This window comes from Pseudomonas sp. GW821-FHT09C09 (genome assembly GCF_059418105.1).
In genome coordinates this window covers 587,051-611,206 of the sequence record NZ_JBWKPF010000004.1, presented here as the reverse complement: position 1 = coordinate 611,206, position 24,156 = coordinate 587,051, and the positions used below count along the sequence as shown (strand labels likewise).

The window sequence follows — 24,156 nt, the reverse complement described above, 5'->3', positions numbered from 1 at the left end:
CGGGACCTAGGGGCGATCCAGGGATGAAGAAAAGTCAGAAACTGTTCGGCGCCAGCCTGCTGGCGCTGGCGATCAGCGGATGTGCAGTCACCAGTGAACCGATCGAACGCAGCGTCAGCGAACAACGGGCCAAATCGGACCTGCAGACCATGTACAAGGGCCAGGAACCGTTGCGCGGTCCGCTGACCCTGCACCAGGCCATGGCCCGTGCGGTGAAATACAACCTCGAAGGTCGCTTGAAGATCATGGAGGAAGCGCTGGCCAAACGGCAGCTCGACCTCGCCAGTTTCGACATGCTGCCGCGCATGGCGCTGGATGCCGGCTACGTCGGGCGCAACAACGTCAGCGCCTCCAGCAGCCAGAGCGTGCGCACCGGCACCCAGTCCCTGGAACCGTCGACCTCCCAGGACCGCGACCGCAACGTCGCCGACCTGACCATGGTCTGGAACGTCCTCGATTTCGGTGTCAGCTACATCAACGCCAAGCAGCAGGGCGACCAGCGTCTGATCGTTCAGGAACGCCGGCGCAAGGTGATCAACACCATCGTTCAGGACGTGCGCTCGGCCTATTGGCGAGCGATGGCGGCCGAACGTCTGCTCAAGCAGATCGACAGCCTGATGGCGCGGGTCGATGCTGCGCGGCGCAACAGTGAAAGCATGAGCGAACAGCGCATCGGCGATCCGGTGCAGTCCCTGGGTTACCAGCGTTCGCTGATCGAAGCCACCCGGCAACTGGAAGAGCAGCGCCGCGCGCTGTCACTGGCGAAGACCGAGCTGGCGACTCTGATCAACCTGCCGATGGGCACCAATCTGACCTTGGCCACCGACGATGGTTATCAGATCCCGGAACTCAAGGTCGATATCGCCAAACTGGAACAGGAAGCCCTGACCAGCCGCCCGGAACTGCGCGAGCAGGATTACCAGACCCGAATCAGCGCCGCCGAAACCCGCAAGGCCATGCTGCGCATGCTGCCGGGCCTGGAGTTTTCCGCCGGCGGGCATTACGACAGCAACTCGTTCCTGGTGAACGACCGCTGGGCCGATTACGGCGTGAAGGTGACCTGGAACCTGTTCAACGTGATCTCCGCCCCGGCCGCCATTGATGTGGCCAAGGCCGGCGAAGAAGTCGCCACTGCACGCCGTCAGGCCATGTCGATTGCGGTGCTGGCGCAGTTGTATGTGGCCAACGCCAACTATCAGGAGGCGCTGCGTCAGTTCAAGACCAACCAGCAACTGTCGGACATCGACGGGCAGATTGTCGGTCAGTTGCGCAACCGTCATCAGGCGGCGGGCATCGGCGAACTGGATCTGATCCAGGGTGAACTGAACAACCTCCAGGCGGACTTGCGCCGTGACCTGTCCTACGCCGATCTGCGCAATGCCTATGGCCAGATCTTCGCCAGTGCCGGGCTCGATCCGCTGCCGGATCAGGTGCAGTCGACCGAAGTGCAGTCGATCGCCACGGCGCTGGCCAACCGCGAAGCGGCGTGGGCGTCGGGGGATATTTCGGTGCCGGTGGCCCATGCCCCCGCGAAGTGACGTGCTGGCGCTGACCGCCAGCATCAGCCGTGCACAGCGCGAGGCCCGCAATGGCCATCGCGGCACGGCCGTGTTGCTGACCGGTTTGCCGGCGGCGGGCAAATCGACCCTGGCTCAGGCGCTGCATGCCGAACTCTTCGAGCGAGGTCTGCAAAGTGTGGTGCTCGACGGTGACGGTTTGCGCGTCGGGCTCAACCGCGATCTGGGATTCACCGATGCCGACCGACTGGAAAACATCCGCCGGGCCAGTGAACTGGCGGCGCTGCTGGTGGAGAACGGGCAGATCGTGATTCTGGCGATGATCGCGCCGCTGGTGGAGTTGCGTGAAGTGTTCGCCCAACGCCTGGGCGATGACTATCGCGAAGTCTGGTGCAGCGCCGCGCTGGCGGTGTGCGAACAGCGTGATCCGAAAGGGCATTACGCCCGGGCTCGACGGGGCGAGCTGGCCGGTTTCACCGGCGTGTCGGCGCCTTACGAGCCACCGGCCCAGCCCTCATTGGTGCTCGATACCGGAACGTTGACGGTCGAAGCTTGCCTTGATCGTTTGCTGACCTGGCTCGGCGAATCTGCGGTGTTGCCCAGGACATGAGCCGGCCGGCGTTTTCGCGACTGCCGGTGACGGTGGATCTGCCGTTGCTGTTGCAGGCACTGGCAGCGATTGAAAACGATGCCTGGCGTGGGCATTTCAACACGGCCTATTTCGCCGGCGACTGGAGCGGTGTGGCGCTGATTTCCGCGGCCGATGCGTTGACCGAATTGTCCCCCGGCACCGCCGAGCCGGTGCAGCGTGCCCCTTGGCTGAACGACCGCCGCTGGCAGCAGGCGCTGCAGGATCTGCCGCTGGAGATCGTCAGTGCGCGGCTGCTGCGACTCGGGCCCGGCGGGCAGATTCACGAGCATCGTGATTACGATCTTGACGGGCCGGACGCCGACCTGCGGCTGCATATTCCATTGCTCAGCCCGCCCGCCGTGGATTTCTGGCTCGACGGATTACGCATGCCTATGTCGGCGGGCGAGTGCTGGTTTCTCGATCTTGCGCGGCCCCATCGGGTCGACAATCGCGACAGCGCGGCACGCATTCATCTGGTCCTCGACTGTCGCCCCGGCGCCTGGCTGGAGCAGATGATTGCCGATGGTTTGCCGAGTACGCCGCAGCCTGATGCCGAAGATTCGGCGCTACAGCGTTTTCAGCGTCTGCTGATCGCGGATCCTACCTTGTCGGCGACCCTACAGGCGTTGCGCGATCCCGAAGCGTTCATCAGCCAGACACTGGCGCTGGCCGCCGAGCGCGGCTTGTCATTCTCCCGGGAAGAACTGCACGCGGCGATGCGCAACGGACGCCGGTCGTGGAACGAACAATGGCGAGCCTGAATTTCCACGGCTGGCTGCCGATTCGCATCTGGAAAAGTGCCGGTCAATGGCAGGTGGACTGGTGCTGGTTTGGCGAAACGCCGCTGCACCAGCCGTTTTTTCGCGAGACGGTGGAGCAGGCGCTGCAGTTGCCGTTCAATCAGGCGTTTCGCCGGCAAACTCCGTTGTCGGCGCTCACGGATTGGCAGGCGCTCAGCCCCGGCCTGGCGCCGAGCGCCTTCATCCTGCATGCCTCGCGCTGTGGTTCGACGCTGATCAGCCAAATGCTCGCCCGCCTCGACGATCACATCGTGATCTCGGAACCGCCGCCCCTCGATGCCTTGCTGCGCAGTGATTTGCCGTCCGTCGAACGCCGTGCGGCCATCGCCGGGTTGCTCTCGGCCTACGGTCAGCGCCGGCGCGGTGTGGAGCAACGGCTGGTGATCAAGCTCGACGCCTGGAACATCGGTGAATGGCCGTTGCTCCACGAATGCTTCCCCGATACGCCTTGGTTGTTTGTCTACCGCGACCCGCTGGAAATCGCCGTTTCACATCTGCGTCGCCCGGGTATGCACATGGTGCCCGGCCTGCTTGGCGAGTGCGTGCTGGACGACGACCTGCCATTCGAGGGGCGTGAGGATTTCATCGCCCGCAGGCTCGGACGGCTGCTGGAGGCGGCGCGCTTGCACTGCGCTGATTTCGGCGGGCTGGCGGTCAATTACAACGAGTTGCCCGAAGCGATGACGGGACGTCTGGCGCGGTTTTTTCAGCTGAATGCCGAGCAGTGCGAACAGGCGCTGACAGCTTCGGCACAGCATGCGAAGCAACCCTCACAGGCGTTTGTCGCCGATGGCGAAAGCAAACGCCGCGAAGCCTCCCCGCTGTTGCAGGCGCGAGTAGAACGGTGTGCGCGAGCACCTTACGAAGCGCTGGAGCGTTTGCGCGCACTCACGACTTGGCCGACAGATCCGCCATCCCCTTGAGCAACTCGATCGGCAACGGGAAGACGATGGTCGAGCTCTTGTCGCCGGCAATCGAACTCAGGGTCTGCATGTAGCGCAATTGCATGGCGCCAGGCTGGCGACCAAGCATTTCGGCGGCCTGCATGAGCTTTTCCGAAGCCTGCAATTCGCCTTCGGCGTGGATCACCTTGGCTCGCCGCTCCCGTTCGGCTTCGGCCTGTCTGGCGATGGCGCGGACCATCGATTCGTTAAGGTCGACGTGTTTGATCTCGACGTTCGCGACCTTGATGCCCCAGGCGTCGGTCTGGGCATCGAGCACTTGCTGGATGTCGATGTTCAACTGTTCGCGCTCGGCCAGCAGCTCGTCCAGTTCATGCTTGCCGAGTACCGCGCGCAGGGTGGTCTGCGCCAGTTGACTGGTGGCCACCAGGAAGTCTTCCACCTGGATGATCGCTTTCTGCGGATCGAGCACCCGGAAATACAGCACCGCGTTGACCTTGACCGAGACGTTGTCGCGGGTGATCACGTCCTGCGGCGGCACGTCGAGGACGATGGTGCGCAGATCGACGCGGACCATTTGCTGCACCACCGGAATCAACAGGATCAGCCCCGGCCCCTTGACCTGCCAGAAGCGCCCGAGCTGGAACACCACGCCGCGTTCGTATTCACGCAGGATGCGGAACGTCGAGCCGGCCAGGGCAATGAGCAACAGCAGCAGCGCGACAAAACCGATTTGCAGACCCATGATGATCACTCTCCGAGCGGTGCCGCGTCAGCCGCGGCCACTTGCAGCAACAAGCCCTTGCGCCCGACCACCCGCACCGGTTGCCCGGCGTGCAGCGGCGTGGCACTCGACACTTGCCAGCGTTCTCCTTGCAATTGCACCCAGCCATTGCGGGTGTCCGGCGACTCTACGACGGTCACGGCCGTCACGCTGCCGACCAGGCCGGCGTCGCCGCTGACCGGGTGTCGCGGCCGGGTCCTCAGGGCACGAACCAGCAACGCGATCAGCAGCAGTGCGCTGACCAGCCCGAGGCCGATCATCATCGGCACCGGCAGTTCGGCGTTGCTCAGGATCAGCGCGCCGATCACGAACATGACGATGCCGCCCAAACCGATCACGCCGTAATTGGGCAGCGCGGCTTCGGCGATCAGGAACACGATGCCCAGGGTGATCAGCCACAGGCCGATGGGATCGATGGCGTGCAACGGGATGTCCGCAGCCAGGGACGATCCGCTCAGCAGCATCAACAGGACAAACGCACAGCGACGGATGTTCACGTGACCCTCCGGGAGAGTCATGGGGTTCTCTTATCAGTCTAGTTGAGCCTGCGGTCGGAGGAATTCTGATCAGATCCAGCGTCGCCAGTGGGCGGATTTACCTTCATTCGTGGCTTGCCCGACTAGACTTTCCAGAACAGGAACAACGTTCATCATCGCTCGCCGAGCAGCGTCCGGCGGGCACCGAGGTGCATCATGCGTATGGCAAGAAAAGTGCAAAGCAGCCTGACCCGGGCGCAATGCCAATACGACGTCGTCTCCCATCCGCACTCGAGCAGCAGCCTGGAAACGGCGCGGGTTTCGGGAATTCCGGCGGAACGGGTGGCCAAATCGGTGATCCTCGACGACCATCACGGGCATTACCTCATGGCCGTGCTGCCCGCCAGCCGTCATCTGGACCTGAGCAAAGTGCGCACCAGCGGCGAGTGGCAGATCACCCGCGAAAGTACCCTGGCGCACCTGTTCGATGATTGCGAACGCGGCGCGGTGCCGCCACTGGGCGATTCCTATGGCCTGGACATGGTCATCGACCCGCTGGTGACCCGGCAGAAAGATATTTACCTGGAGGCCGGCAACCACAACAACCTGCTGCACATGAGCATGCCCGAGTTCCTGAAAATGGTGCCCCATGCGCAGGTGCGGGAGTTGAGTCAGTAGTTTTTTTCAGCGTCTGTGCCGACGCCAATCGCGAGCAGGCTCGCTCCCACAGGTTCTGCAATGAATCTGTGGGAATGTGGCTTGCTCGCGAAATGTTTTTATCCACTGAGTCTTCGAAGGAGTAGAACAATGGAAAATCCAACACACAGCCTCCCATCCCTGTTCAAACAACTCGGCCTGCCCAACGACCCGGTCAGCATCGACCAGTTCATCGCCGCCCATTCCCCGCTCAAACCCGAACTGCACCTGTGCGACGCGTTTTTCTGGACCAAGAGCCAGGCGGATTTCCTGCGGGACGAGATTCTTGATGATGCGGATTGGGCGGAGGTGGTGGATCAGTTGGATGTGATGTTGAGGAAGGGGCGGGGGATGTAAAAAAAAATGTTTGAAAAGACCGAAATGTAAAAAAAACTTGTGGGTTGTAAAAAAAACAGCGCAAAAGTCAGGGAGAGATCATTTTTCTGAATTCACACTCGAAGATGGATTTGTTTCAAAACTTGACGGAATTTCCCCTCCAATGCCATATTGATAGTTAGCAAACTAACAGTGTGTGCATTCCTTCGTGCCGAACAACCTCGAATCCCTCCAGATGAATATCAGCAGTGCCATGGTGGTGGCCGCCAGGCATTGGCGGAAGATCTGCCAGACCACGCTGGTCAACTATGGAATTTCCGAAGCCTGCGCCGTCCCACTCTTGATGATCGGGCGGCTGGGGGAGCGTGTGCATCAGGTGCAGGTGGCACAGGCGGCGGGTATCGAGAGCCCTTCGCTGGTGCGGTTGCTCGATCAGTTGTGCCACGCCGGCTACGTTTGCCGCACTGAAGACCCGCAGGATCGCCGGGCCAAATGCCTGAGCCTGACCGACACCGGCCGTGAACTGGTGCAGGCGGTGGAAGGCGAGCTGGTGCGTCTGCGTAATGAAGTGCTCGAAGGCATCGACCGGAGTGATCTGGAAGCTACGCTTCGAGTATTGAGAGCTTTCGAAGCGGCCAGTCCGCCAGCGGTGACCCATCCGTGAACGGCTTTTTTTCCGGCATTCCTCCGGCCCGGGACTGGTTCTACGGGATCCGTACTTTCGCAGCCTCGATGATCGCGTTGTACATCGCCTTGCTCATGCAGATGCCGCGTCCGTACTGGGCGATGGCCACGGTGTACATCGTTTCCAGCCCGTTCCTCGGGCCGACCAGTTCCAAGGCGCTGTATCGGGCGATCGGTACGTTCCTCGGCGCCGCTGCGGCAGTGCTGTTCGTGCCGATGTTCGTCCAGAGCCCGTATGTGCTGGTGGTGGTCATCGCGTTGTGGACCGGGATTCTGCTGTTCCTGTCCCTGCATCTGCGCACCGCCAATAACTACGCGCTGATGCTCGCCGGCTACACCTTGCCGCTGATCGCCCTGCCGGTGGTGGATAACCCGCTGGCCGTATGGGACGTGGCGGAAGCGCGGACTGAAGAGATCTTCCTCGGCATCGCGGTCGCTGCCGTGGTCGGGGCGATGTTCTGGCCACGGCGCCTGGCGCCGGTGTTCAACGATGCGGTGGGCAAGTGGTTCGCCGATGCGACCACCTATAGCCTGAAATTCCTCAGCCGTGACGTGAACCCCGAAGAAGTCACCGCCCTGCGCATGGCCATGGTCGGCAGTTTCAACAGCCTGGAATTGATGATCGGCCAGTTGCCCCACGAAGGCGCGCGGCCGCAGACGGTGCGCAACACCAAGGAACTGCGCGGGCGGATGATCCATCTACTGCCGGTGATCGATGCGCTGGAGGATTCGCTCTACGCCCTCGAACGGCGCACCCCGGAACTGGTGGAAAAATTCGCGCCGCTACTCACTGCCACCCGTGAATGGCTCGGCTACAAAGACGCCGATCTCGACCGCTGGCAAGCACTGCGGGATCAGCTCGAAGCCCTGCAACCGAGCGCCGAAGCCCTGGAAGATCGCAAACAGTTGCTGTTTTCCAACGCGTTGTACCGCCTCGGCGAATTCATCGATCTGTGGCAGGACTGCCGCAGTCTGCAGGACGCGATCCTGTGCGAACGCCAGGACAGCTGGCGCGCGGTTTACCGTCACTGGCGCCTCGGTCGCCTGACGCCGTTCCTTGACCGTGGACTGATGCTGTATTCGGTGGCGTCGACCATTCTGGCGATCATCGTCGCTTCGACGCTGTGGATTCTGCTGGGCTGGACCGACGGTGGCAGTGCGGTGATTCTGGCGGCGGTCTCGTGCAGCTTCTTTGCCTCGATGGACGACCCGGCGCCGCAGATCTACCGGTTCTTTTTCTGGACCGGGATGTCGGTGCTGTTCGCCAGTCTGTACCTGTTTCTGGTGCTGCCGAACCTGCACGACTTCCCGATGCTGGTGCTGGCGTTTGCCATCCCGTTCATCTGCGTCGGTACGCTGACGGTGCAGCCACGGTTTTACCTCGGCATGTTGCTGACACTGGTCAACACCTCGTCGTTCATCAGCATCCAGGGTGCCTACGACGCGGACTTCTTTGCGTTCGCCAACTCCAACCTGGCGGGTCCGCTGGGGCTGTTGTTCGCGTTTATCTGGACCCTGATCGCCCGGCCTTTCGGTGCCGAACTGGCGGCCAAGCGCCTGACCCGTTTCAGCTGGAAAGACATCGTCAGCATGACCGAGCCGGCGAACCTCGCCGAGCACCGGCAACTGGGTGTGCAGTTGCTCGACCGCTTGATGCAGCACTTGCCGCGTCTGGCGCTGACCGGTCAAGACACCGGCATCGCCATGCGCGAAGTGCGGGTGGGGCTGAACCTGCTCGACCTGCTGGCCTACACCCCGCGCGTGACCGGTGCGCCGAACGCGTTGCTGCAGCAAGTGGTGGCCGAGGTCGGCGAGTATTTCCGCGCCTGCCTCAAGGCCGGCGAACGCTTGCCGGCGCCGAGCCCGTTGCTGATGACCATGGACCGTACCCGCCGCGCGCTCAACGGCCACGGCGATGAAGAAACCCGACTACACCTGTTGCACGCCTTGAGCGGTTTGCGTCTGGCGCTGTTGCCCGGCGTCGAATTCGTCTCCAGTGCCGAGCCCGAAGAACCGCTGCCCGAAGGAGCGCCCCTATGATCGGTGACCTGGACATCAGCGGCATCTTCTTGCCGACCCTGCTGGTGCTGATGGGCATCACCTACGTGCTGTTCGTGCTGGTACACGGCGTGCTCACACGCCTGCATTTCTACCGTCTGGTCTGGCACCGGGCATTGTTCAACGTGGCCCTCTACGCCGTGATGCTGTATGGCGTGGACTCACTCAGTCGATACCTGATGACATGAAAAAACCGTTTTTGACTATCGGTCGCGTGATGCTGACCTTGCTGATCGTGGCTTTCGCCGTCGTCGTGGTCTGGCGCATGGTGATGTATTACATGTTCGCGCCCTGGACCCGCGACGGCCACATCCGTGCCGACATCGTGCAGATTGCCCCGGACGTGTCCGGGCTGATCCAGCAGGTCGAGGTCAAGGACAACCAGTTGGTGAAACGTGGCCAGGTGCTCTTCAGCATCGATCAGGACCGTTTCAAACTGGCGTTGCGTCAGGCCAAGGCAGCCGTTGCCGACCGCGAAGAGACCCTCGCTCAGGCCCAGCGTGAAGCCAAGCGTAACCGTGGCCTGGGCAATCTGGTGCCGGCCGAACAGCTGGAAGAAAGCCAGTCGAAAGTCGCCCGCGCGCAATCGGCACTGGCCGAAGCGCTGGTGACGGTGGACAGCGCCCAGCTCAACCTCGACCGCTCGGTGATCCGCAGCCCGGTCGACGGCTACGTCAACGACCGGGCGCCGCGCGCGCAAGAGTTCGTCACCGCCGGGCGCCCCGTGTTGTCGGTGGTGGACAGCAATTCGTTCCACATCGACGGCTATTTCGAAGAAACCAAACTCGACGGCATCCACATCGGTCAGTCGGTGGATATCCGCGTGATCGGCGACCGCGCCCGTTTGCGCGGGCATGTCGAAAGCATCGTCGCCGGCATCGAAGACCGTGACCGCTCAAGCGGCAGCAACCTGCTGCCCAACGTCAACCCGGCCTTCAGCTGGGTGCGTCTGGCGCAGCGGATTCCGGTGCGCATCGCCTTCGACGACGTGCCGGAAGACTTCCGCATGATCGCCGGGCGTACCGCCACCGTGTCGATCATCGACGATCAGCAGCAGGAGCCCGCGAAATGAGCAGGGCCCTGATGATCGCCGGTCTGGGCGTGATGCTGTCGGCCTGTTCCATGGTCGGGCCGGACTATCACCTGCCGGGTGACGCGGCGATTCAGCGCAAGGATTTTCAGGGCGATCTGGCGGTGGCCGGCAAGCCTGTGGTTTCTACTCCGGTGCCGGCGGACTGGTGGCGGTTGTATCGCGATCCGCGTCTGGACCAACTGGTGCAGCAGGCCATAGCCTCCAACACCGATCTGCGGGTGGCGGCGGCGAACCTGTCGCGGGCCCGTGCCCAGGTCGATGAAGCCGAGGCGGCCGGGGGCTGGAGCGGCGGCGTGAAAATGGGCGCCCAGCGCTTGCAGGAATCCGGTCAGGCATTCCTGCTGCCGGAGAAAGTCCCGGTGGCCAACGTTGCCGACATCGGCATCAGCGCCTCCTACCAGTTCGACCTGTGGGGCACATTGCAACGCGGGATCGAAGCGGCAAAAGCCAACGCCGACGCGACCCAGGCCGCCGCCGACACCGCACGCATCACCCTGGTCGCCGATGTGGTCCGGGCTTACACCCAGGTCTGTGCGGCCAACGAAGAACGGGAAATCGCCCAGCATTCCCTCGACCTGCAATCCCAGAGCACCACGCTGATCCAGCGTCTGCGCGATGCCGGGCGCGGCGACGAAACCCAGGTCACCCGTTCGCAGACCCAATTCAAGTCCCTGCGCGCCGATCTGCCGCGTTATGAGGCGGCGCGTCAGGCCGGGTTGTTCCGTCTGTCGATGCTGCTGGCCAAACCGGTCGATCAATTACCGGCCGGCACCGCGACCTGCGCCGAACTGCCGAAAATCGCCCAACTGGTGCCGGTCGGCGATGGCGCTGCGCTGCTCAAGCGTCGGCCTGACATCCGCCAGGCCGAGCGTCGACTGGCCGCCGCGACCGCCGGCATCGGCATCGCCACCGGCGAGCTGTACCCGGATATCAGCATCGGCGCGACCATCGGCACCGTCGGCATTGTCTCCGACCTTGGTGACCCGTCGACCAACCGCTGGGGCTTTGGCCCGTCGCTGAGCTGGAAGGTGCCGACCAACGGCGCCCGGGCACGTATCCGCGAAGCCGAAGCCTCGACCCAGGGCGCGCTGGCGCATTTCGACGGGGTGGTGCTCAACGCCATCCGTGAAACCCAGACCGGCCTGGCTCAGTACACTGCGTTGCTGCAGCGCCGCGATGCCCTGGCCGATGCCGAGCAGTCGGCGAAGCTGGCGGCTGACCAGACTCACCGCTTCTTCCAGGCGGGCCGCGAGTCGTTCCTTGCCGATCTGCAAGCTACCCGCACCTACACCGATGTCACCGCGCAACTGGCCGCTGCCAACACCCAGGTTGCCATGAGCCAGATCGATTTGTTCCTCGCCCTCGGCGGCGGTTGGGAAAGCGGACGAACGCAAGCCTCGAGCGCCAGCAAACCCTGAGGCCGTTGCTATGCTTTGAAGTGTTGGAGGGGCGCCCTGAGCAAGGCGCCTTTTCAGTGCACATTGCTAGCGCAGGTCTAGGGGAAACCAATAATGAAAAACCCTTACGCTCTCGGCTTCTGGTGCGCCCTGGTCGCACTGGTGCTGCTGTCGGCCACCTATTTCTACGGCATCATGCTGGCCCATCAGATCGACAAGGCGATGGTCTTCCTCGACAGCGCGACCGCGTTGATCGCAGTGATGGCGATCGTGGTGGTGGCCTGGTCGCTGGTGCAGGTGCAACGACTCAAGAAACGCCAGCTTGAGCAAAGCAAGACCCTGCTGCTGATCTGGGACACCAAAGTCGCGCTGCGCAAAGTCGAAACCGTGTTCGACCGCTACTTCTGGGGCAGCTACTGGCAACCCGGGCGCACCTTCGCCGAAGTCATGGGCGAACTCACCGGCACCCCGCTGGAAAAAAGCCTCGAAGCCCTGAAAAAACAATGTCTGGAACTCGACAGGCAAGTCGCCGATGACGGCTGGCACTGGCTGAACAACGCCCGTGAGCTGTCCGACGTGGCCACGGCCATGGCCCGGGAGCGCTATCAACTGGATTTCTGTGATCCGCGCAGCGACGGGCCGGGCGGGGCGGTGATCGACCGGGATTTCGAGGTGCTCGTGTACACCTGGACCGCTCGCCTGAAAAGCTTCGATCATCAGCTCGACGAGATCGAGGTCCAATATTCCTGATCCCGAAAAGATCGCCGAACCCGGCGATCTTTTTGTTTGTCCATGTCCCGTGGACACTCTTTAACCTTTAAACATTGGGCCGCCCTGCGCGGCCAGTGCTAATCTCCACCGCTAAATTCAGCGGAGTCGAACCACGGCCCGGTCACGGGTTCACGGAAGACGACCACACCTTCAGCCACGGAAATCGATCAGGTCATTCATGAATAAATCAGCAGGCGTGCTTCTCGGAATCGTTGTTGCCATCGGCGCCATCAGCGTCGGCGGGGCCTGGTATACGGGCACCAAGATTGAAGGCGTGCTCAACAACGCCGTCGTCGACGCCAACAAAGAGCTGCAGACCGCCATGGCCGGTTCCAACGGCAGTGCGTCGCTGGAGCTGGTATCGCTGGAGCGTCACACCTTCAGCAGCACCGCGCACTATCGCCTCAAGGGCGAAGGCGAGATGTTCGGTGAAGCGCCGGTCGAGCTGCTGTTCGTCGACCACATCGAACACGGCCCGCTGCCGTTCTCGCGTCTGGTCTCGCTGAAATGGCTGCCGGTCATGGCCACCAGTCACTACGAGCTGGAAAAGACCCCGGTTACCGAAAAATGGTTTGCCGCCACCAAGGGCGCTGCGCCACTCAAGGGTGTGGTCAATATCGGCTATGACCAGTCCACCACCGGCAATATTGAGCTGCTGCCGCTGGAAACCGCGCTGGACGACAAGTCGAGCCTGAAGTTTTCCGGTCTGAACATGGACATTTCCGCCAGCGCCCAGGCGCAGAAGGTCAAGGCCAACGGCTACATGGACAGCCTGCACCTGACCACCGTGGCTGAAGATCAGGCGCCGGTGCAGATCGAACTCAACGGCCTGACCCTGGCCAGCAACCTGAACAAGAGCAGCTACGGCTACTACACCGGCGAGAACACCCTCGAGCTGACCGGCAGCAAGACCACTTTCGGTGCCAAACAGTTGGTGCTGGGCGTGAAGAACTTCGAAATGAAGAACCTCACCGAAGAGAACGGCAGCAACGCCTCCGGTCGTGCCGACTACAAAATCGGTGAAGTGACCCTCAACGACAAGAAAATCGGCTCGGCCAACCTGGCAATGAGCCTGAAAAACCTCGACATCCCGTCGGCCCTGTCGCTGATGCAGATCTACCAGACCAAACTGCAGCCGTACGAAAAAGCCGCCGCCGAAGCCACTGCCGCCGGCCTGCCGGCGCCCGAGCTGAACCTGACCGAAGCCGAGTCCGCGCAGGTCAAGGCTGACATGCAGAAACTGCTGGCCGCCGGCCCGCAACTGGCGCTGGAAGACCTGTCGCTGAAAACCGCCAACGGTGAAAGCCGTGCCAACCTGGTGCTCGACCTGACCAAACCGGCCTCGATGGACCTGCCGCCGGATCAACTGGGCAAACAGCTGATCGCGCTGCTTGACCTCAATGTGCAGGTGTCCAAGCCAATGCTGGTGGACCTGCTCAGCGTTCAGGCCCAGATCGACGGTCAAACCGACGCCAAAGCCATCGTTGACCAGGCCAGCGCCGCCGCCGACATGTTCTCCGGCATGGCCGTGGGTTCGCAGCTGGCAACGCTGGATGGCACCAATGTGACGACCAAATTGCACTACGCCGCCAATCAAGTGGAGTTCAACGGCCAGAAGATGACGGTCGAGCAGTTCGTCGGTTTCCTGATGAGCAAATTTGCCGGCGTCAGCGTCAGCCAGGAACAGTAAAACCCCGCGCAACACCTCAGCGCCCGGCCTTTGCCTCCCGCAGACGCCGGGCGTTTTGCTGTCTGGAATCTGCGTTTGCGGCGAGCCCCCGCGTTTTCGGTCACGAATCTGAACAAATATTGTGTTCTGAATATTGGTCTACGCTTGCGTGCAAGACTGCTTGGATTAGCTTGGCCGAGTGATACCGACTTGGCCTCCGTCACGAATCGGGCAAGGGGGGGCATTGCAACCCGGCTGGCCATGTAAGGATGCTGACGAATGCCGCGTACTGATGTTCCCGTATTACATCGTGGTTTACGCCCTTTGTTTCGAGTCGCGCTGTGCAGCCAGTTGCTCTGGCCCGCATTGGCGCTGGCCGATACGCCTTATGATCAAATGGTGCGTGATGCGCGTGCCGGGCAAACCACGCCTGCACTGAACGTGCTGCGTCAGGTTCCGCCGGGCCAGTCGACCACCGGGCAGGTCAGCGATCACCTGCAAATCGCCAGTTGGGCCGGGCTCGACGCCGAAGTGGTCAAGGTTTATGAAACCGAGGGCCGCAACCGTGTCCTGCCTGTTCAGGCCCTGACCGCCACCGCTCGGGCCTATCGCAATCTCAAGCGTTGGGATCAGGCCACCGAGGTCTACAACAAGGCCCTGGCGCTGGAGCCGAACAATGCCGACCTGCAACTGGGTCTGGCGTTGACCCAGGCTGATTCCGGCAAACCAGACGAGGCTGTCACCCGCGCCAAGGCGCTGGTTGCAGCCAAGCCTGACGATCCTTCCCGCCGCCTCGCACTGGGCTATGCCCTGACCCGCGCCGGCAAACAATACGATGCACTGTTCGAATACGATCAAGCCTTTACTCGTGCCGGCAGTAAACCGGAAGTCGCCCGTGAATACGTGGTCGCGCTGCAAAAGGCCCGTCTGCCCGAGCCTGCACTGCGCCTGGCCAATCAGCGGCCTGGGCTGATCGATCCGGTGACCCTGCGTCGCCTTGAAGGCGACCTGGCTGCCGAACGCGTGCGTCTCGCCGAATTCGCCACCCGCAGCGAAAAAGAACGCTACGTGATCGCCGACCGCGCGCTGGCCGACTACGACAAACTGCTCGCCACATGGACTCCGGACGCCAGCGCCCACGATGACGTGACCCGCTGGCGCATCGATCGCATGGGCGCCCTCAAGGCCCGGGCGCGCACCGCCGACGTGATTACCGAATACCAGAAGCTGCAAGCCGAAGGCGTGAAGATTCCGACCTACGCCCTGCGCTGGGTGGCTGCGTCCTATCTGGATCAGCGTCAGCCGGAAGTTTCCACCGACCTGTATCGCCAGGTGCTCTCGGCGCCGGACGCCGATGCCGGTGATCGCCTCGAAGACACCACCGCGCTGTACTACTCGCTGCTGGAAAGCGACCGTGCCGAGGACGCACGCAAGGTTGCCGAAGACCTGGCCAAAAACGAGAAACCGCGCGTCGAACTCAAGGGCCTGCCCATCGGCAACCCCAGCGACGACTGGATGGACGCCCAATTGCTGTCGGCCCAGGCCGCCGGCACCTACGGCGCGGACCTGCCCCATGGCGAGGACCGTTTGCAGACACTGGTCGATCAGGCGCCGGGCAACGTCGGCTTGCGCCTGTCCCAGGCCGATCTGTATCTGGCCCGCCAATGGCCGCGTCGCGCCGAAAGTCAGCTCAAGGAAGTCGAGAGCATGGTGCCCCGGGACATGGGCCTGGAAGTGGCTCAGGCCCGCACCGCCATGACCCTTCAGGAATGGCGGCAGATGGATGCGCTGACCGACGACGTTGTCGAGCGTTTCCCGGACAATCGCCAGGTGCAGCGCGCTGCACGCGAGCGTGAAGTGCATGACATGTCCGAGCTGCGCGTCGAAGCGTACGGCGGCAAAGCCAATGGCGGCAGCGGTGGCAATGCCGGCGCAGTCAGCGGCAGCCGGGACTTCGGCATCCAAAGCACGCTGTACAGCCCGCCGATCGATGAAGACTGGCGGGTGTTCGCGGGGATCGGTTACGCCACTGGCGACTTCGCCGAGGGTACCGGCAATCACCGCTTCCAGCGTGTCGGTCTGGAACGTCGTACCCGCGACATGACCCTCGAAGCGGAAGTCTCCAACCATTCCTACGGTTACGGTGACAAGCAGGGCGCCCGTCTGGCGATTGCCCGGGATATCAACGACAACTGGCAGTACGGCGGCAGCCTTGAATACCTGTCGGCCGACACCCCGCTGCGGGCGTTGAACAGCAACATCAAGGCCAACGGCGGCAGCGGTTTCATTCGCTGGCGCGCCAACGAAAGCCGCGAGTGGAAACTGTCGGTCAGCCCGTCGCATTTCAGCGACGGCAACAACCGCGTCGAAGCCTTGCTGACTGGACGCGAGGGCGTCTACAGCGCGACTCATGTGCAGGTCGATGCCGGTCTGGAGGTCAGCACCAGCCACAACTCGAACTCCGAAGACGTGCCTTACTACAACCCGAAGGCGGACTTCAGCGTGATGCCGACGGTCAACGTCAACCACGTGCTCTACCACCGCTACGAAACCTCCTGGAGCCAGCAGTTCCAGGCCGGTGCGGGTACGTACAGCCAGCGTGACCACGGCACCGGCGGCATGGCGATGCTCGGCTACGGCCAGCGTTATGCCTGGAACGACGTATTCGAGGTGGGCGGTTTGTTCAGTGTGATCAACCGGCCCTACGACGGTGATCGGGAAACCGATCTGCGTCTGCTCGTCGACCTCACTTTCCGCTTCTAGAAGAGTTTGAAGATGCCTTTTATTTCGCGTTTCATCCTTCTGCTGGGAGTGCTGCTGGTCAGCGCCTGCGCCCAGCAAGCCCCGGCCTTCGCGCCGCCGTCGGAGCGTCCGCTGGCGGCCAATGAAAAACCATGGCCGAAAAACCACGTGCTGGGCATTGCCTACCACGACATCGAAGACCGTGATCCCGATCAGGCCGTGGTGGCGGTGCGCACCGAGCGCATGATCGAGCAACTGGCCTGGCTGCGGGAAAACAACTACAAGCCGGTGACGGTCGATCAGATCATGGCCGCGCGCAAGGGCGGGCCGGAACTGCCGCCCAAAGCCATCCTGCTCAGCTTCGACGACGGCTACGCAAGTTTCTACACCCGTGTGATGCCGGTGCTGCGCGCCTATAACTGGCATGCGCTGCTGGCCCCGGTGGGCGTCTGGATCGATACACCGCTGAATCAGCCGGTGGATTTTGCCGGCGCCATGCGCCCGCGTTCCGACTTCCTGACCTGGGATCAGGTGCGCGAAATCTCGCAATCCGGTCTGGTGGAAATCGCCGCCCACACTGACGCCAGCCACAAAGGTATCCTCGCCAACCCGCAAGGCAACATGCAGCCGGCCGCCGCGACCCGGCGTTACGATCCGGTGACCAAACGCTATGAATCCGAGGCGGATTTCCAGGCGCGTATCCGCACCGACGTGGCCACCATCTCGGAAAAAATCCGCAAGGCCACCGGCAAGAAGCCACGGGTCTGGGTCTGGCCCTACGGCACGGCAGACGGTACTTCACTGACGGTGGTGAGTGAGCAGGGCTACGAAATGGCCCTGACCCTCGACGACGGCCTCGATGCCCTCGACAACCTGATGAGCAGCCCACGGTTCCTCGTTGCATCCGACCCGGATGGCGAGCACTTCGCCAACAGCATCGTCGCGGTGCAGTCCGACTTCGCCATGCGCGTGGTGCATGTGGATCTGGACAACGTCTATGACCCGGATCCGGCGCAGCAGGAAGTGAACCTCGGCAAGCTGATCCAGCGCATGGCCGACATGGGCGCCAACACCGTGTTCCTGCAAGCCTTCGCCGATCCGAAAGGCGATGGCCTGGTGCATTCGCTGTATTTCCCCAACCGCCACTTGCCGGTGCGTGCCGACATTTTTGACCGTGTCGCCTGGCAGCTGCGTACCCGGGCTCACGTGAAAGTGTTTGCCTGGATGCCGGTGCTGAGTTTTGCGCTGGATTCGAAACTGCCGCGTGTCACCCGCTGGGATCCGAAGACCGGCACCACCGCTGTCGATCCGGATCAGTACAAGCGACTGTCGCCGTTCGATCCCGAGGTGCGGCGGATCATCGGTGAAATCTACGAAGACGTGGCGCGCCTGACCTCGGTTGACGGCATTCTCTACCACGATGACGCCGTGCTCTCGGATTTCGAAGACGCCAGTCCCGAAGCATTGAAGGCCTATGTTGCCCACGGTCTGCCGGGCTCGATTGCCGCCCTGCGTGACGATCCGGCGGCCATGCAGCGCTGGACCCGGTTCAAGAGCCGCTACCTGATCGACTTCACCAATGAACTGACCGCCAAGGTCCGGGCGATCCGTGGCCCGCAGGTGCTTACTGCGCGCAACATCTTCGCCGAGCCGATTCTTAACCCCGAGAGCGAAGCGTGGTTCGCGCAGAACCTCGACGATTTCCTCGTGAGCTACGACTGGACGGCGCCGATGGCCATGCCGCTCATGGAAAAACAGACCCATGCGCAATCCGGCCCGTGGCTGGAAGAGCTGGTGGCGAAGATCAAGCAGCGCCCCGGTGCGCTGGATCGCACGGTGTTCGAATTGCAGGCCCGGGACTGGACGAAAAAGGACCAGGCCGACATCGACGGTGCACAACTGGCCGACTGGATGGGCCGCCTCAAGCGTCAGGGCGCGACGAGTTTCGGCTACTACCCGGACAACTTCCTCGAGAACCTGCCGGACCTGAAAACCGTGCGGCCTGCGCTCTCCAACAAATGGAACCCATGACATGCTGGATAGACTGCTGGCCCTGCTTGTTCTGGCGATCGTCCTCGGCGTACCGCTGGGGCTGATCTTCCTGGTCACCGGGCAATTCCTGATGGACTTCGTGTTCTTCTACCCGCTGTTCATGTCCGGGTTGTGGATTTCCGGCGGCCTGTATTTCTGGCTGCACTGGGAACGACACTGGCCGTGGAAGGACGACACGCTGCCGCCACCGCTGGAAGGCGAACCGCTGATATCGATCCTGATCCCTTGCTACAACGAGGGCGACAACGCCGCCGACACCATTCACGCGGCGCTGGCCCAGCATTACCCGAACATCGAAGTCATCGCGATCAACGACGGCTCCAAGGACAACACCGCGCAGGTGCTGGATGCGCTGGCCAAGGAAGACCCACGGCTGCGGGTGCTGCACCTGGCGGAAAACCAGGGCAAGGCCGTGGCCCTGCGCATGGGCGCCATTGCGGCGCGCAGTGAATATCTGGTGTGCATCGACGGTGACGCGCTGCTGGCGCCGAACACCGCTGCTTACCTCGTGGCACCGATGCTCGACAACGCACGGCTTGGCGCGGTCACCGGCAACCCGCGAATCCGCACACGTTCGACGCTGGTCGGGCGGGTCCAGGTCGGCGAGTTCTCGTCGATCATCGGGCTGATCAAGCGTACCCAGCGGGTGTTCGGGCGGATCTTCACCGTGTCCGGTGTGATCGTCGCGTTCCGCCGCACCGCGTTGAACCGGGTCGGCTACTGGAGCCCGGACATGATCACCGAAGACATCGACATCAGCTGGAAGCTGCAACTGGACCACTGGAGCATCTTCTACGAGCCCCGCGCCCTGTGCTGGATCCTGATGCCGGAAACCCTGCGCGGCCTGTGGAAGCAGCGTCTGCGCTGGGCCCAGGGCGGCGCCGAAGTGCTGTTCAAGAACATTCGCGGGATCTGGCAGTACCGTCACCGTTATCTGTGGCCGCTGCTGTTCGAATACTGCCTGTCGACCGGCTGGGCCTTCACCTTCCTGTTGTCAGTGATCTTCTGGGGGATGGGCAAGTTCATGGTCATGCCCGAGGCCATTGCCGTGCATCACCTGATGCCGCCGGCCTTTACCGGGCTGCTGCTGGCGTTTGTCTGCCTGGTGCAGTTCGCGGTCAGCATCATCATCGACCGACGCTATGAGCCGGGTCTGGGCAGAACCATGTTCTGGGTGGTCTGGTATCCGTTGGTGTTCTGGTTCATCAGTCTGCTGACCACGCTGGTCAGCTTTCCGAAGGTGCTGTTCGGCCAGCATCAGAAGCGCGCGCGCTGGGTCAGCCCGGACCGGGGCATCAAACCGGCGGGCGACGACGAAGAGGAGGTCATCAAATGAAAATCATCCGGACCCGCCAGCGGCCATTCCTGGTGGTGATCGACGTGATCCTCACGGTGCTGGCCTGGGTTGGCCTGCTGTATCTGCTGGTGCGCGGGCTGTGGCCGCTGATTGAAACCCATGCCGGTGGGCCGCGTATCGACAATTCGGCGTTCGAAGCACTGGGGACCTTGCAGGTCTACCTGTGGGTGGCGCTGGTCAACGCCGTGATCCTGATTTCCTGGGCCCGTTATCAACAGCGCAAGAGCCGCAGTTTCGCCCAGCGTCGCCTTGCCGCCCCGGTGGTCGACGATGACGGCCTGAGCAAAAGCTTCAAGCTGTGCGATGACCGCCTGCAGAAGCTGCGCAGCCCGGGTGTTATCACCATCCATAACAATCAGGACGGTGACGTCAGCCACGTGGTGCCGCACCTGTGGCCGGTGGAGCCGGCGGAACTGCCGCCACCCCTGGCGCCGCTGGAGCATCCGCGAGTGATTTTTCTGCATGCCGAGGACGACGATAACCGTGAGCCGACGAACCGTCTGTAAGCGCGGTGATACCAATGGGCGTCATTTGCCACTGCCACGGCACGAACGGTACAGCTATAGTCTGCAGGCCGAAGACGGCCCAACTGCACAAGGTGCTCCCGGAATGACCCGATTGACCTCTCTAAACCCTTGGCTGGCGGCCGTTGCCGTCGCCCTTTGCGTGCAGTTTCCGGCGCAGGCCCAGGAGCGTTTCACCCTCAGCATTCCCGGTGTTTCGGACAACCGTCTGTTCACCGCGGCGGCAGCCAGTGACGCTGCCGGTTGCGGCGGCAAGAACCTGTCCCCGGCGCTGAGCTGGAACGCCGGCCCGGCCGCCACCCAGAGCTACGCCATCGTGATGCATGATCCGGACGGCCAGAAAGGCCTGGGCGTCGATCACTGGGTTCACTACGGCATCAAGGCCACGACCCGGCAGATCCCGGCCGGTAGTGGCACCAAGCCGACTTTCGAAGGCCTGGGCGGCACCAACAGCAAAGGCACGACCACCTATGTCGGCCCGTGCCCGCCAACCGGCGACAGCGCACACCACTACATCATCCAGATCTATGCCCTGGACCTGGCCCCCGACGCCTTGCCGGCCGGCCTGACCCGCGCCCAGTTGCTGGAAAAGATCAAAGGCCATGTGCTGCGCAACAGCAGTGCAGTGCGGCGCTATCACCGCTGAAAATAATGTCGGCGGCGTTTAACCCGAACTGAAAGGGCTGTCCGTCTCAGAGGTTGAATGGATCAATTCTTCCTCCGAGGTCAGCCCCCATGTCTCTTCCATCGACGCTTCTGCGACCCCTGGCTGCCGGTGTGCTGTTGGCTATCGCCGGTTGCGGCATTTCCTCCAGCCCGGAATCCGCCGCCGTGCGGCCACCGGCACAGCCCTCTTCAAAACCCGTAGCGCAACAAGAGAGGGTCATGGCCGATCACTCTTTGGCCAAGCGCAGTGCATTGGCGGCGCCGACGGCCAGTTTTGCACCGATGCCCGCCGGGGAAAGTTATCCACAGGACTATCGCGCCGAGCCGCGCGAGCAGTACGAAACCCTGGCCGATAACCCGATCCACAGCGTCGCCGAAACGCCCGTCTCGACCTTCAGTGCCGATGTGGATACCGGCGCCTACGCCAACGTCCGCCGTCTGCTGAATCAGGGGCGCCTGCCGCCGGAAGGCGCGGTGCGGCTGGAGGAAATGGTCAATTACTTTCCCTATGACTATGCGTTGCCCACTGACGGCTCACCTTTTGGTGTAACCACGGAGTTGGCGGCCACCCCGTGGAACCCGCACACCCGTTTGCTGCGCATCGGCATCAAGGCGTCTGACCGCTCGGTGGCGGAACTGGCGCCGGCCAACCTGGTTTTTCTGGTGGATGTGTCTGGCTCGATGGATCGTCGCGAAGGGCTGCCGCTGGTCAAAAGCACCCTGAAGCTGCTGGTCGATCAACTGCGCGAGCAGGATCGCGTTTCGCTGGTGGTGTATGCCGGCGAATCCAGAGTGGTGCTGGAGCCGACTTCCGGGCGGGAAAAAGCGAAGATTCGCACAGCCATCGAGCAGCTGACTGCGGGAGGCTCGACCGCGGGTGCCTCCGGCATCGAGCTGGCCTACCAAATGGCGCAACAAGCCTTCATGCCCAAAGGCATCAACCGCATCCTGCTGGCCACCGACGGTGACTTCAACGTCGGCGTCAGCGACTTCGATAGCCTCAAGCAAATGGCTGTGGATAAACGCAAGACCGGGATTTCCCTGACCACCCTGGGTTTTGGTGTGGATAACTACAATGAACACCTGATGGAACAACTGGCGGACGCCGGTGACGGCAATTACGCCTACATCGACAACCTGCGCGAGGCGCGCAAGGTGTTGGTGGATCAGCTCGGTTCGACCCTCGCTGTGGTGGCGAAAAACGTCAAGTTGCAGGTGGAATTCAACCCGGCGCAGGTCAGTGAATACCGGCTGCTCGGCTACGAAAATCGCGCACTCAAGCGTGAGGATTTCAGTAATGACAAGGTCGATGCCGGTGAAATCGGTGCAGGCCATACGGTGACGGCGCTGTATGAAATTGTCCCGACCGGCGAGAAGGGCTGGCTGGAGCCGCTGCGCTACGGAAAAAACGATGCAGTGGTTTCCGAGAAGAAAGGAGAACTGGCAATGCTGCGTGTGCGATATCAAAAGCCTGAAGGTGGGAAAAGTCTGCTGATCGAGCGGCCGATTGCCAGTCAGGTTGTGCCGGCCAGCGAAGATCTGAGATTTGCTGCCGCCGTCGCTGCGTTCTCCCAGCAACTCAAGGACGGCCGCTACACCGGCGATTTCAGCCTCAAGAACACCGAAGCACTGGCCCGAGGTGCCCGTGGTGATGACCGCTTCGGCCTGCGCAATGAGTTCGTGCAACTGGTGGAACTGGCGCAGAGCCTGCGGACTTCGACTGCCTCCAACACGATGCCGACCGAGCGACGGATTGAATAGTGAGCCGCCTGAAGGGGTTTATCAGCCAGCTGTTTGCCAGCGCCGACAGCCTTGAGGCCAGCAGCGACGAATCGCTGCTGGCCCGATATCGCGAGGGCGACGGCAAGGCGTTCGAGATCTTGTACGCCCGCCACCGCCAGAGCCTGTACCGGTTTCTGCTCGGGTTGAGCGGCAAGCCGGAGCTGGCCGAAGAGGTGTATCAGGAAACCTGGCTGAGCCTGATCCGCAGCGCCAGTCAGCCACAAGGTCGGGCGACTTTTCGTACCTGGCTGTTCCAGATTGCCCGCAACCGTCTGATCGATCACTGGCGCAAGCACGGCGCCCATCAGCCGCTGCATGACAGTTACGACGAACAGACCCATGCGGTCAGTGACGAAGCGAGCGACCCCGAACAACTGCTGAGCCTCAGTCGCGACAGTCAGCGCCTGGACAGCGCTCTGAAAGCCTTGCCCGCCGACCAGCGCGAAGTGTTTCTGCTGCGCGCCCACGGCAACCTAGACCTGGCGCAAATCGCCAGCCTCACCGAAACACCGCTGGAAACCGTCAAGAGCCGCTTGCGCTACGCCCAGCAAAAACTGCGTCGGCTGCTGGCCGAGGAGGTACTGACATGACGGACACCCGCCAGACACCCGAAGAGCAACTGCTCAAACATGTGCGCGAACAGCACAACGCCGAACCGCCGGCGCATCTCGATGCGCTGATTCTCAGTACCGCGCATCGTCAGGTCCCGGCACCGAAACCGAGCGTATGGCAGCGCTGGCTCAAGGTCTGCCAGACGCCGCGTTATCAGGTGGCTTTCGCCAGTCTGGTCGGCATCGCGCTGATGCTGTCGCTGGTGCATCGCGCCCCGGAACCCGTGGCTCATTACGATTTCGCCCCTGCCGCCAAACCTGCTGCGCCACTGGCTCGTAAAGAGGCCATCGAATCCCGGACATTATCAGCACCTGCTGGCGCGTTATCCGCACCTGCACCTGCACCTGCACCTGCACCAATGGCGGAAATGGCCGCGCCGATGCAGAGCGAATCGATCAGCGCCGACAGAACGGACGAAGCCATAGTGAGCAAACGCGCCGCCGCCCCGGCCAATGGCCTCGACAAGCAACTGCGCGAAGTCCTTCGCCTGCGCGAATCCGGTCAATCACAGGCTGCCGACACCCTGTACAACAATCTGCACAAGCGTTACCCGAGCGTGAATCTGGACCTGCGCCTCGAACAAATCCGCCAGAACTGACCGGTTGAT

Annotated in this window: 23 protein-coding genes; 21 read left to right on the top strand and 2 right to left on the bottom strand. The window is 62.5% G+C overall.

The window, feature by feature from the left end; translation table 11 throughout:
- The first annotated feature begins 23 nt into the window (after positions 1-23).
- The 4 genes from AC07NR_RS16325 to AC07NR_RS16310 are packed head-to-tail and all read left to right on the top strand — an operon-like array spanning position 24 to position 3,871.
- Positions 24-1,538, top strand: a complete 1,515-nt coding sequence (locus AC07NR_RS16325) for a TolC family protein (RefSeq protein ID WP_134825080.1) — start codon at positions 24-26, stop codon at positions 1,536-1,538.
- On the top strand, positions 1,522-2,127 hold the full coding sequence (gene cysC / locus AC07NR_RS16320; protein WP_495078949.1) for an adenylyl-sulfate kinase: 606 nt from the start codon (positions 1,522-1,524) through the stop codon (positions 2,125-2,127). The genes AC07NR_RS16325 and cysC overlap by 17 nt, the downstream gene beginning before the upstream one ends.
- A complete protein-coding gene (locus tag AC07NR_RS16315; RefSeq protein ID WP_495078948.1) occupies positions 2,124-2,909 on the top strand; it encodes an aspartyl/asparaginyl beta-hydroxylase domain-containing protein in 786 nt (261 codons plus the stop codon). Before cysC ends, AC07NR_RS16315 begins: the two co-directional genes overlap by 4 nt.
- Positions 2,897-3,871 (top strand): sulfotransferase family protein, encoded by a 975-nt coding sequence (locus tag AC07NR_RS16310; RefSeq protein ID WP_495078947.1) that lies wholly within the window; start codon positions 2,897-2,899, stop codon positions 3,869-3,871. Before AC07NR_RS16315 ends, AC07NR_RS16310 begins: the two co-directional genes overlap by 13 nt.
- Here AC07NR_RS16310 and AC07NR_RS16305 read toward each other — a convergent pair.
- Together AC07NR_RS16305 and AC07NR_RS16300 are read right to left on the bottom strand one after the other, a co-directional pair.
- Positions 3,837-4,595, bottom strand: a complete 759-nt coding sequence (locus AC07NR_RS16305) for a slipin family protein (RefSeq protein ID WP_114880952.1) — start codon at positions 4,593-4,595, stop codon at positions 3,837-3,839. The two genes, AC07NR_RS16310 and AC07NR_RS16305, sit on opposite strands and share 35 nt — an antisense overlap.
- A 5-nt stretch (positions 4,596-4,600) precedes the next feature.
- Positions 4,601-5,152 (bottom strand): NfeD family protein, encoded by a 552-nt coding sequence (locus AC07NR_RS16300; protein ID WP_248738716.1) that lies wholly within the window; start codon positions 5,150-5,152, stop codon positions 4,601-4,603.
- A 174-nt stretch (positions 5,153-5,326) separates the two neighbouring features.
- Here AC07NR_RS16300 and AC07NR_RS16295 point away from each other — a divergent pair, with 174 nt between their 5' ends.
- The 17 genes from AC07NR_RS16295 to AC07NR_RS16215 all read left to right on the top strand — a co-directional run bounded on the left by AC07NR_RS16295 (position 5,327) and on the right by AC07NR_RS16215 (position 24,147).
- Positions 5,327-5,788 carry an aminoacyl-tRNA deacylase gene (locus AC07NR_RS16295; RefSeq protein ID WP_085712631.1) on the top strand — a complete coding sequence of 154 codons (462 nt, stop codon included), beginning with the start codon at positions 5,327-5,329 and terminating at the stop codon, positions 5,786-5,788.
- 129 nt (positions 5,789-5,917) lie between these two features.
- Positions 5,918-6,163, top strand: coding sequence for a DUF2789 domain-containing protein (locus tag AC07NR_RS16290; protein WP_114880954.1), 246 nt, complete (start codon positions 5,918-5,920; stop codon positions 6,161-6,163).
- 214 nt (positions 6,164-6,377) lie between these two features.
- Positions 6,378-6,806 carry a MarR family winged helix-turn-helix transcriptional regulator gene (locus AC07NR_RS16285; RefSeq protein WP_085712633.1) on the top strand — a complete coding sequence of 143 codons (429 nt, stop codon included), beginning with the start codon at positions 6,378-6,380 and terminating at the stop codon, positions 6,804-6,806.
- Positions 6,803-8,866, top strand: a complete 2,064-nt coding sequence (locus AC07NR_RS16280; protein ID WP_495078946.1) for an FUSC family protein — start codon at positions 6,803-6,805, stop codon at positions 8,864-8,866. The genes AC07NR_RS16285 and AC07NR_RS16280 overlap by 4 nt, the downstream gene beginning before the upstream one ends.
- On the top strand, positions 8,863-9,072 hold the full coding sequence (locus AC07NR_RS16275) for a DUF1656 domain-containing protein (protein WP_007957657.1): 210 nt from the start codon (positions 8,863-8,865) through the stop codon (positions 9,070-9,072). The genes AC07NR_RS16280 and AC07NR_RS16275 overlap by 4 nt, the downstream gene beginning before the upstream one ends.
- Complete coding sequence (locus AC07NR_RS16270) at positions 9,069-9,956, top strand: efflux RND transporter periplasmic adaptor subunit (protein WP_248744083.1); 888 nt, start codon at positions 9,069-9,071, stop codon at positions 9,954-9,956. The genes AC07NR_RS16275 and AC07NR_RS16270 overlap by 4 nt, the downstream gene beginning before the upstream one ends.
- Positions 9,953-11,395, top strand: coding sequence for an efflux transporter outer membrane subunit (locus AC07NR_RS16265; protein ID WP_495078945.1), 1,443 nt, complete (start codon positions 9,953-9,955; stop codon positions 11,393-11,395). Before AC07NR_RS16270 ends, AC07NR_RS16265 begins: the two co-directional genes overlap by 4 nt.
- Before the next feature lie 93 nt (positions 11,396-11,488).
- Positions 11,489-12,124 carry an NADH:ubiquinone oxidoreductase subunit N gene (locus tag AC07NR_RS16260; RefSeq protein ID WP_423204660.1) on the top strand — a complete coding sequence of 212 codons (636 nt, stop codon included), beginning with the start codon at positions 11,489-11,491 and terminating at the stop codon, positions 12,122-12,124.
- A gap of 199 nt (positions 12,125-12,323) precedes the next feature.
- Positions 12,324-13,835 (top strand): YdgA family protein, encoded by a 1,512-nt coding sequence (locus AC07NR_RS16255; RefSeq protein ID WP_114880958.1) that lies wholly within the window; start codon positions 12,324-12,326, stop codon positions 13,833-13,835.
- Positions 13,836-14,093: 258 nt separating this feature from the next.
- Positions 14,094-16,577: a poly-beta-1,6 N-acetyl-D-glucosamine export porin PgaA gene (gene pgaA / locus AC07NR_RS16250; protein WP_495078944.1), complete on the top strand. Its 2,484-nt coding sequence runs from the start codon at positions 14,094-14,096 to the stop codon at positions 16,575-16,577.
- 12 nt (positions 16,578-16,589) lie between these two features.
- On the top strand, positions 16,590-18,587 hold the full coding sequence (pgaB, locus tag AC07NR_RS16245) for a poly-beta-1,6-N-acetyl-D-glucosamine N-deacetylase PgaB (RefSeq protein ID WP_423204662.1): 1,998 nt from the start codon (positions 16,590-16,592) through the stop codon (positions 18,585-18,587).
- A 1-nt stretch (position 18,588) separates the two neighbouring features.
- Complete coding sequence (gene pgaC / locus AC07NR_RS16240; RefSeq protein WP_423204663.1) at positions 18,589-19,944, top strand: poly-beta-1,6-N-acetyl-D-glucosamine synthase; 1,356 nt, start codon at positions 18,589-18,591, stop codon at positions 19,942-19,944.
- Entirely contained in the window at positions 19,941-20,471 is a 531-nt protein-coding gene (gene pgaD / locus AC07NR_RS16235) for a poly-beta-1,6-N-acetyl-D-glucosamine biosynthesis protein PgaD (protein WP_119428556.1), read from the top strand. Before pgaC ends, pgaD begins: the two co-directional genes overlap by 4 nt.
- 103 nt (positions 20,472-20,574) lie before the next feature.
- Positions 20,575-21,135 (top strand): YbhB/YbcL family Raf kinase inhibitor-like protein, encoded by a 561-nt coding sequence (locus AC07NR_RS16230; RefSeq protein WP_085712643.1) that lies wholly within the window; start codon positions 20,575-20,577, stop codon positions 21,133-21,135.
- An 89-nt stretch (positions 21,136-21,224) separates the two neighbouring features.
- Complete coding sequence (locus AC07NR_RS16225) at positions 21,225-22,916, top strand: vWA domain-containing protein (protein WP_495078943.1); 1,692 nt, start codon at positions 21,225-21,227, stop codon at positions 22,914-22,916.
- Positions 22,917-22,945: 29 nt separating this feature from the next.
- The gene (locus AC07NR_RS16220) at positions 22,946-23,527 is read left to right on the top strand and encodes an RNA polymerase sigma factor (protein WP_495078972.1); all 582 of its coding nucleotides are present in this window, start codon (positions 22,946-22,948) and stop codon (positions 23,525-23,527) included.
- Positions 23,524-24,147 (top strand): hypothetical protein, encoded by a 624-nt coding sequence (locus AC07NR_RS16215; RefSeq protein WP_495078942.1) that lies wholly within the window; start codon positions 23,524-23,526, stop codon positions 24,145-24,147. Before AC07NR_RS16220 ends, AC07NR_RS16215 begins: the two co-directional genes overlap by 4 nt.
- Positions 24,148-24,156: the final 9 nt, after the last annotated feature.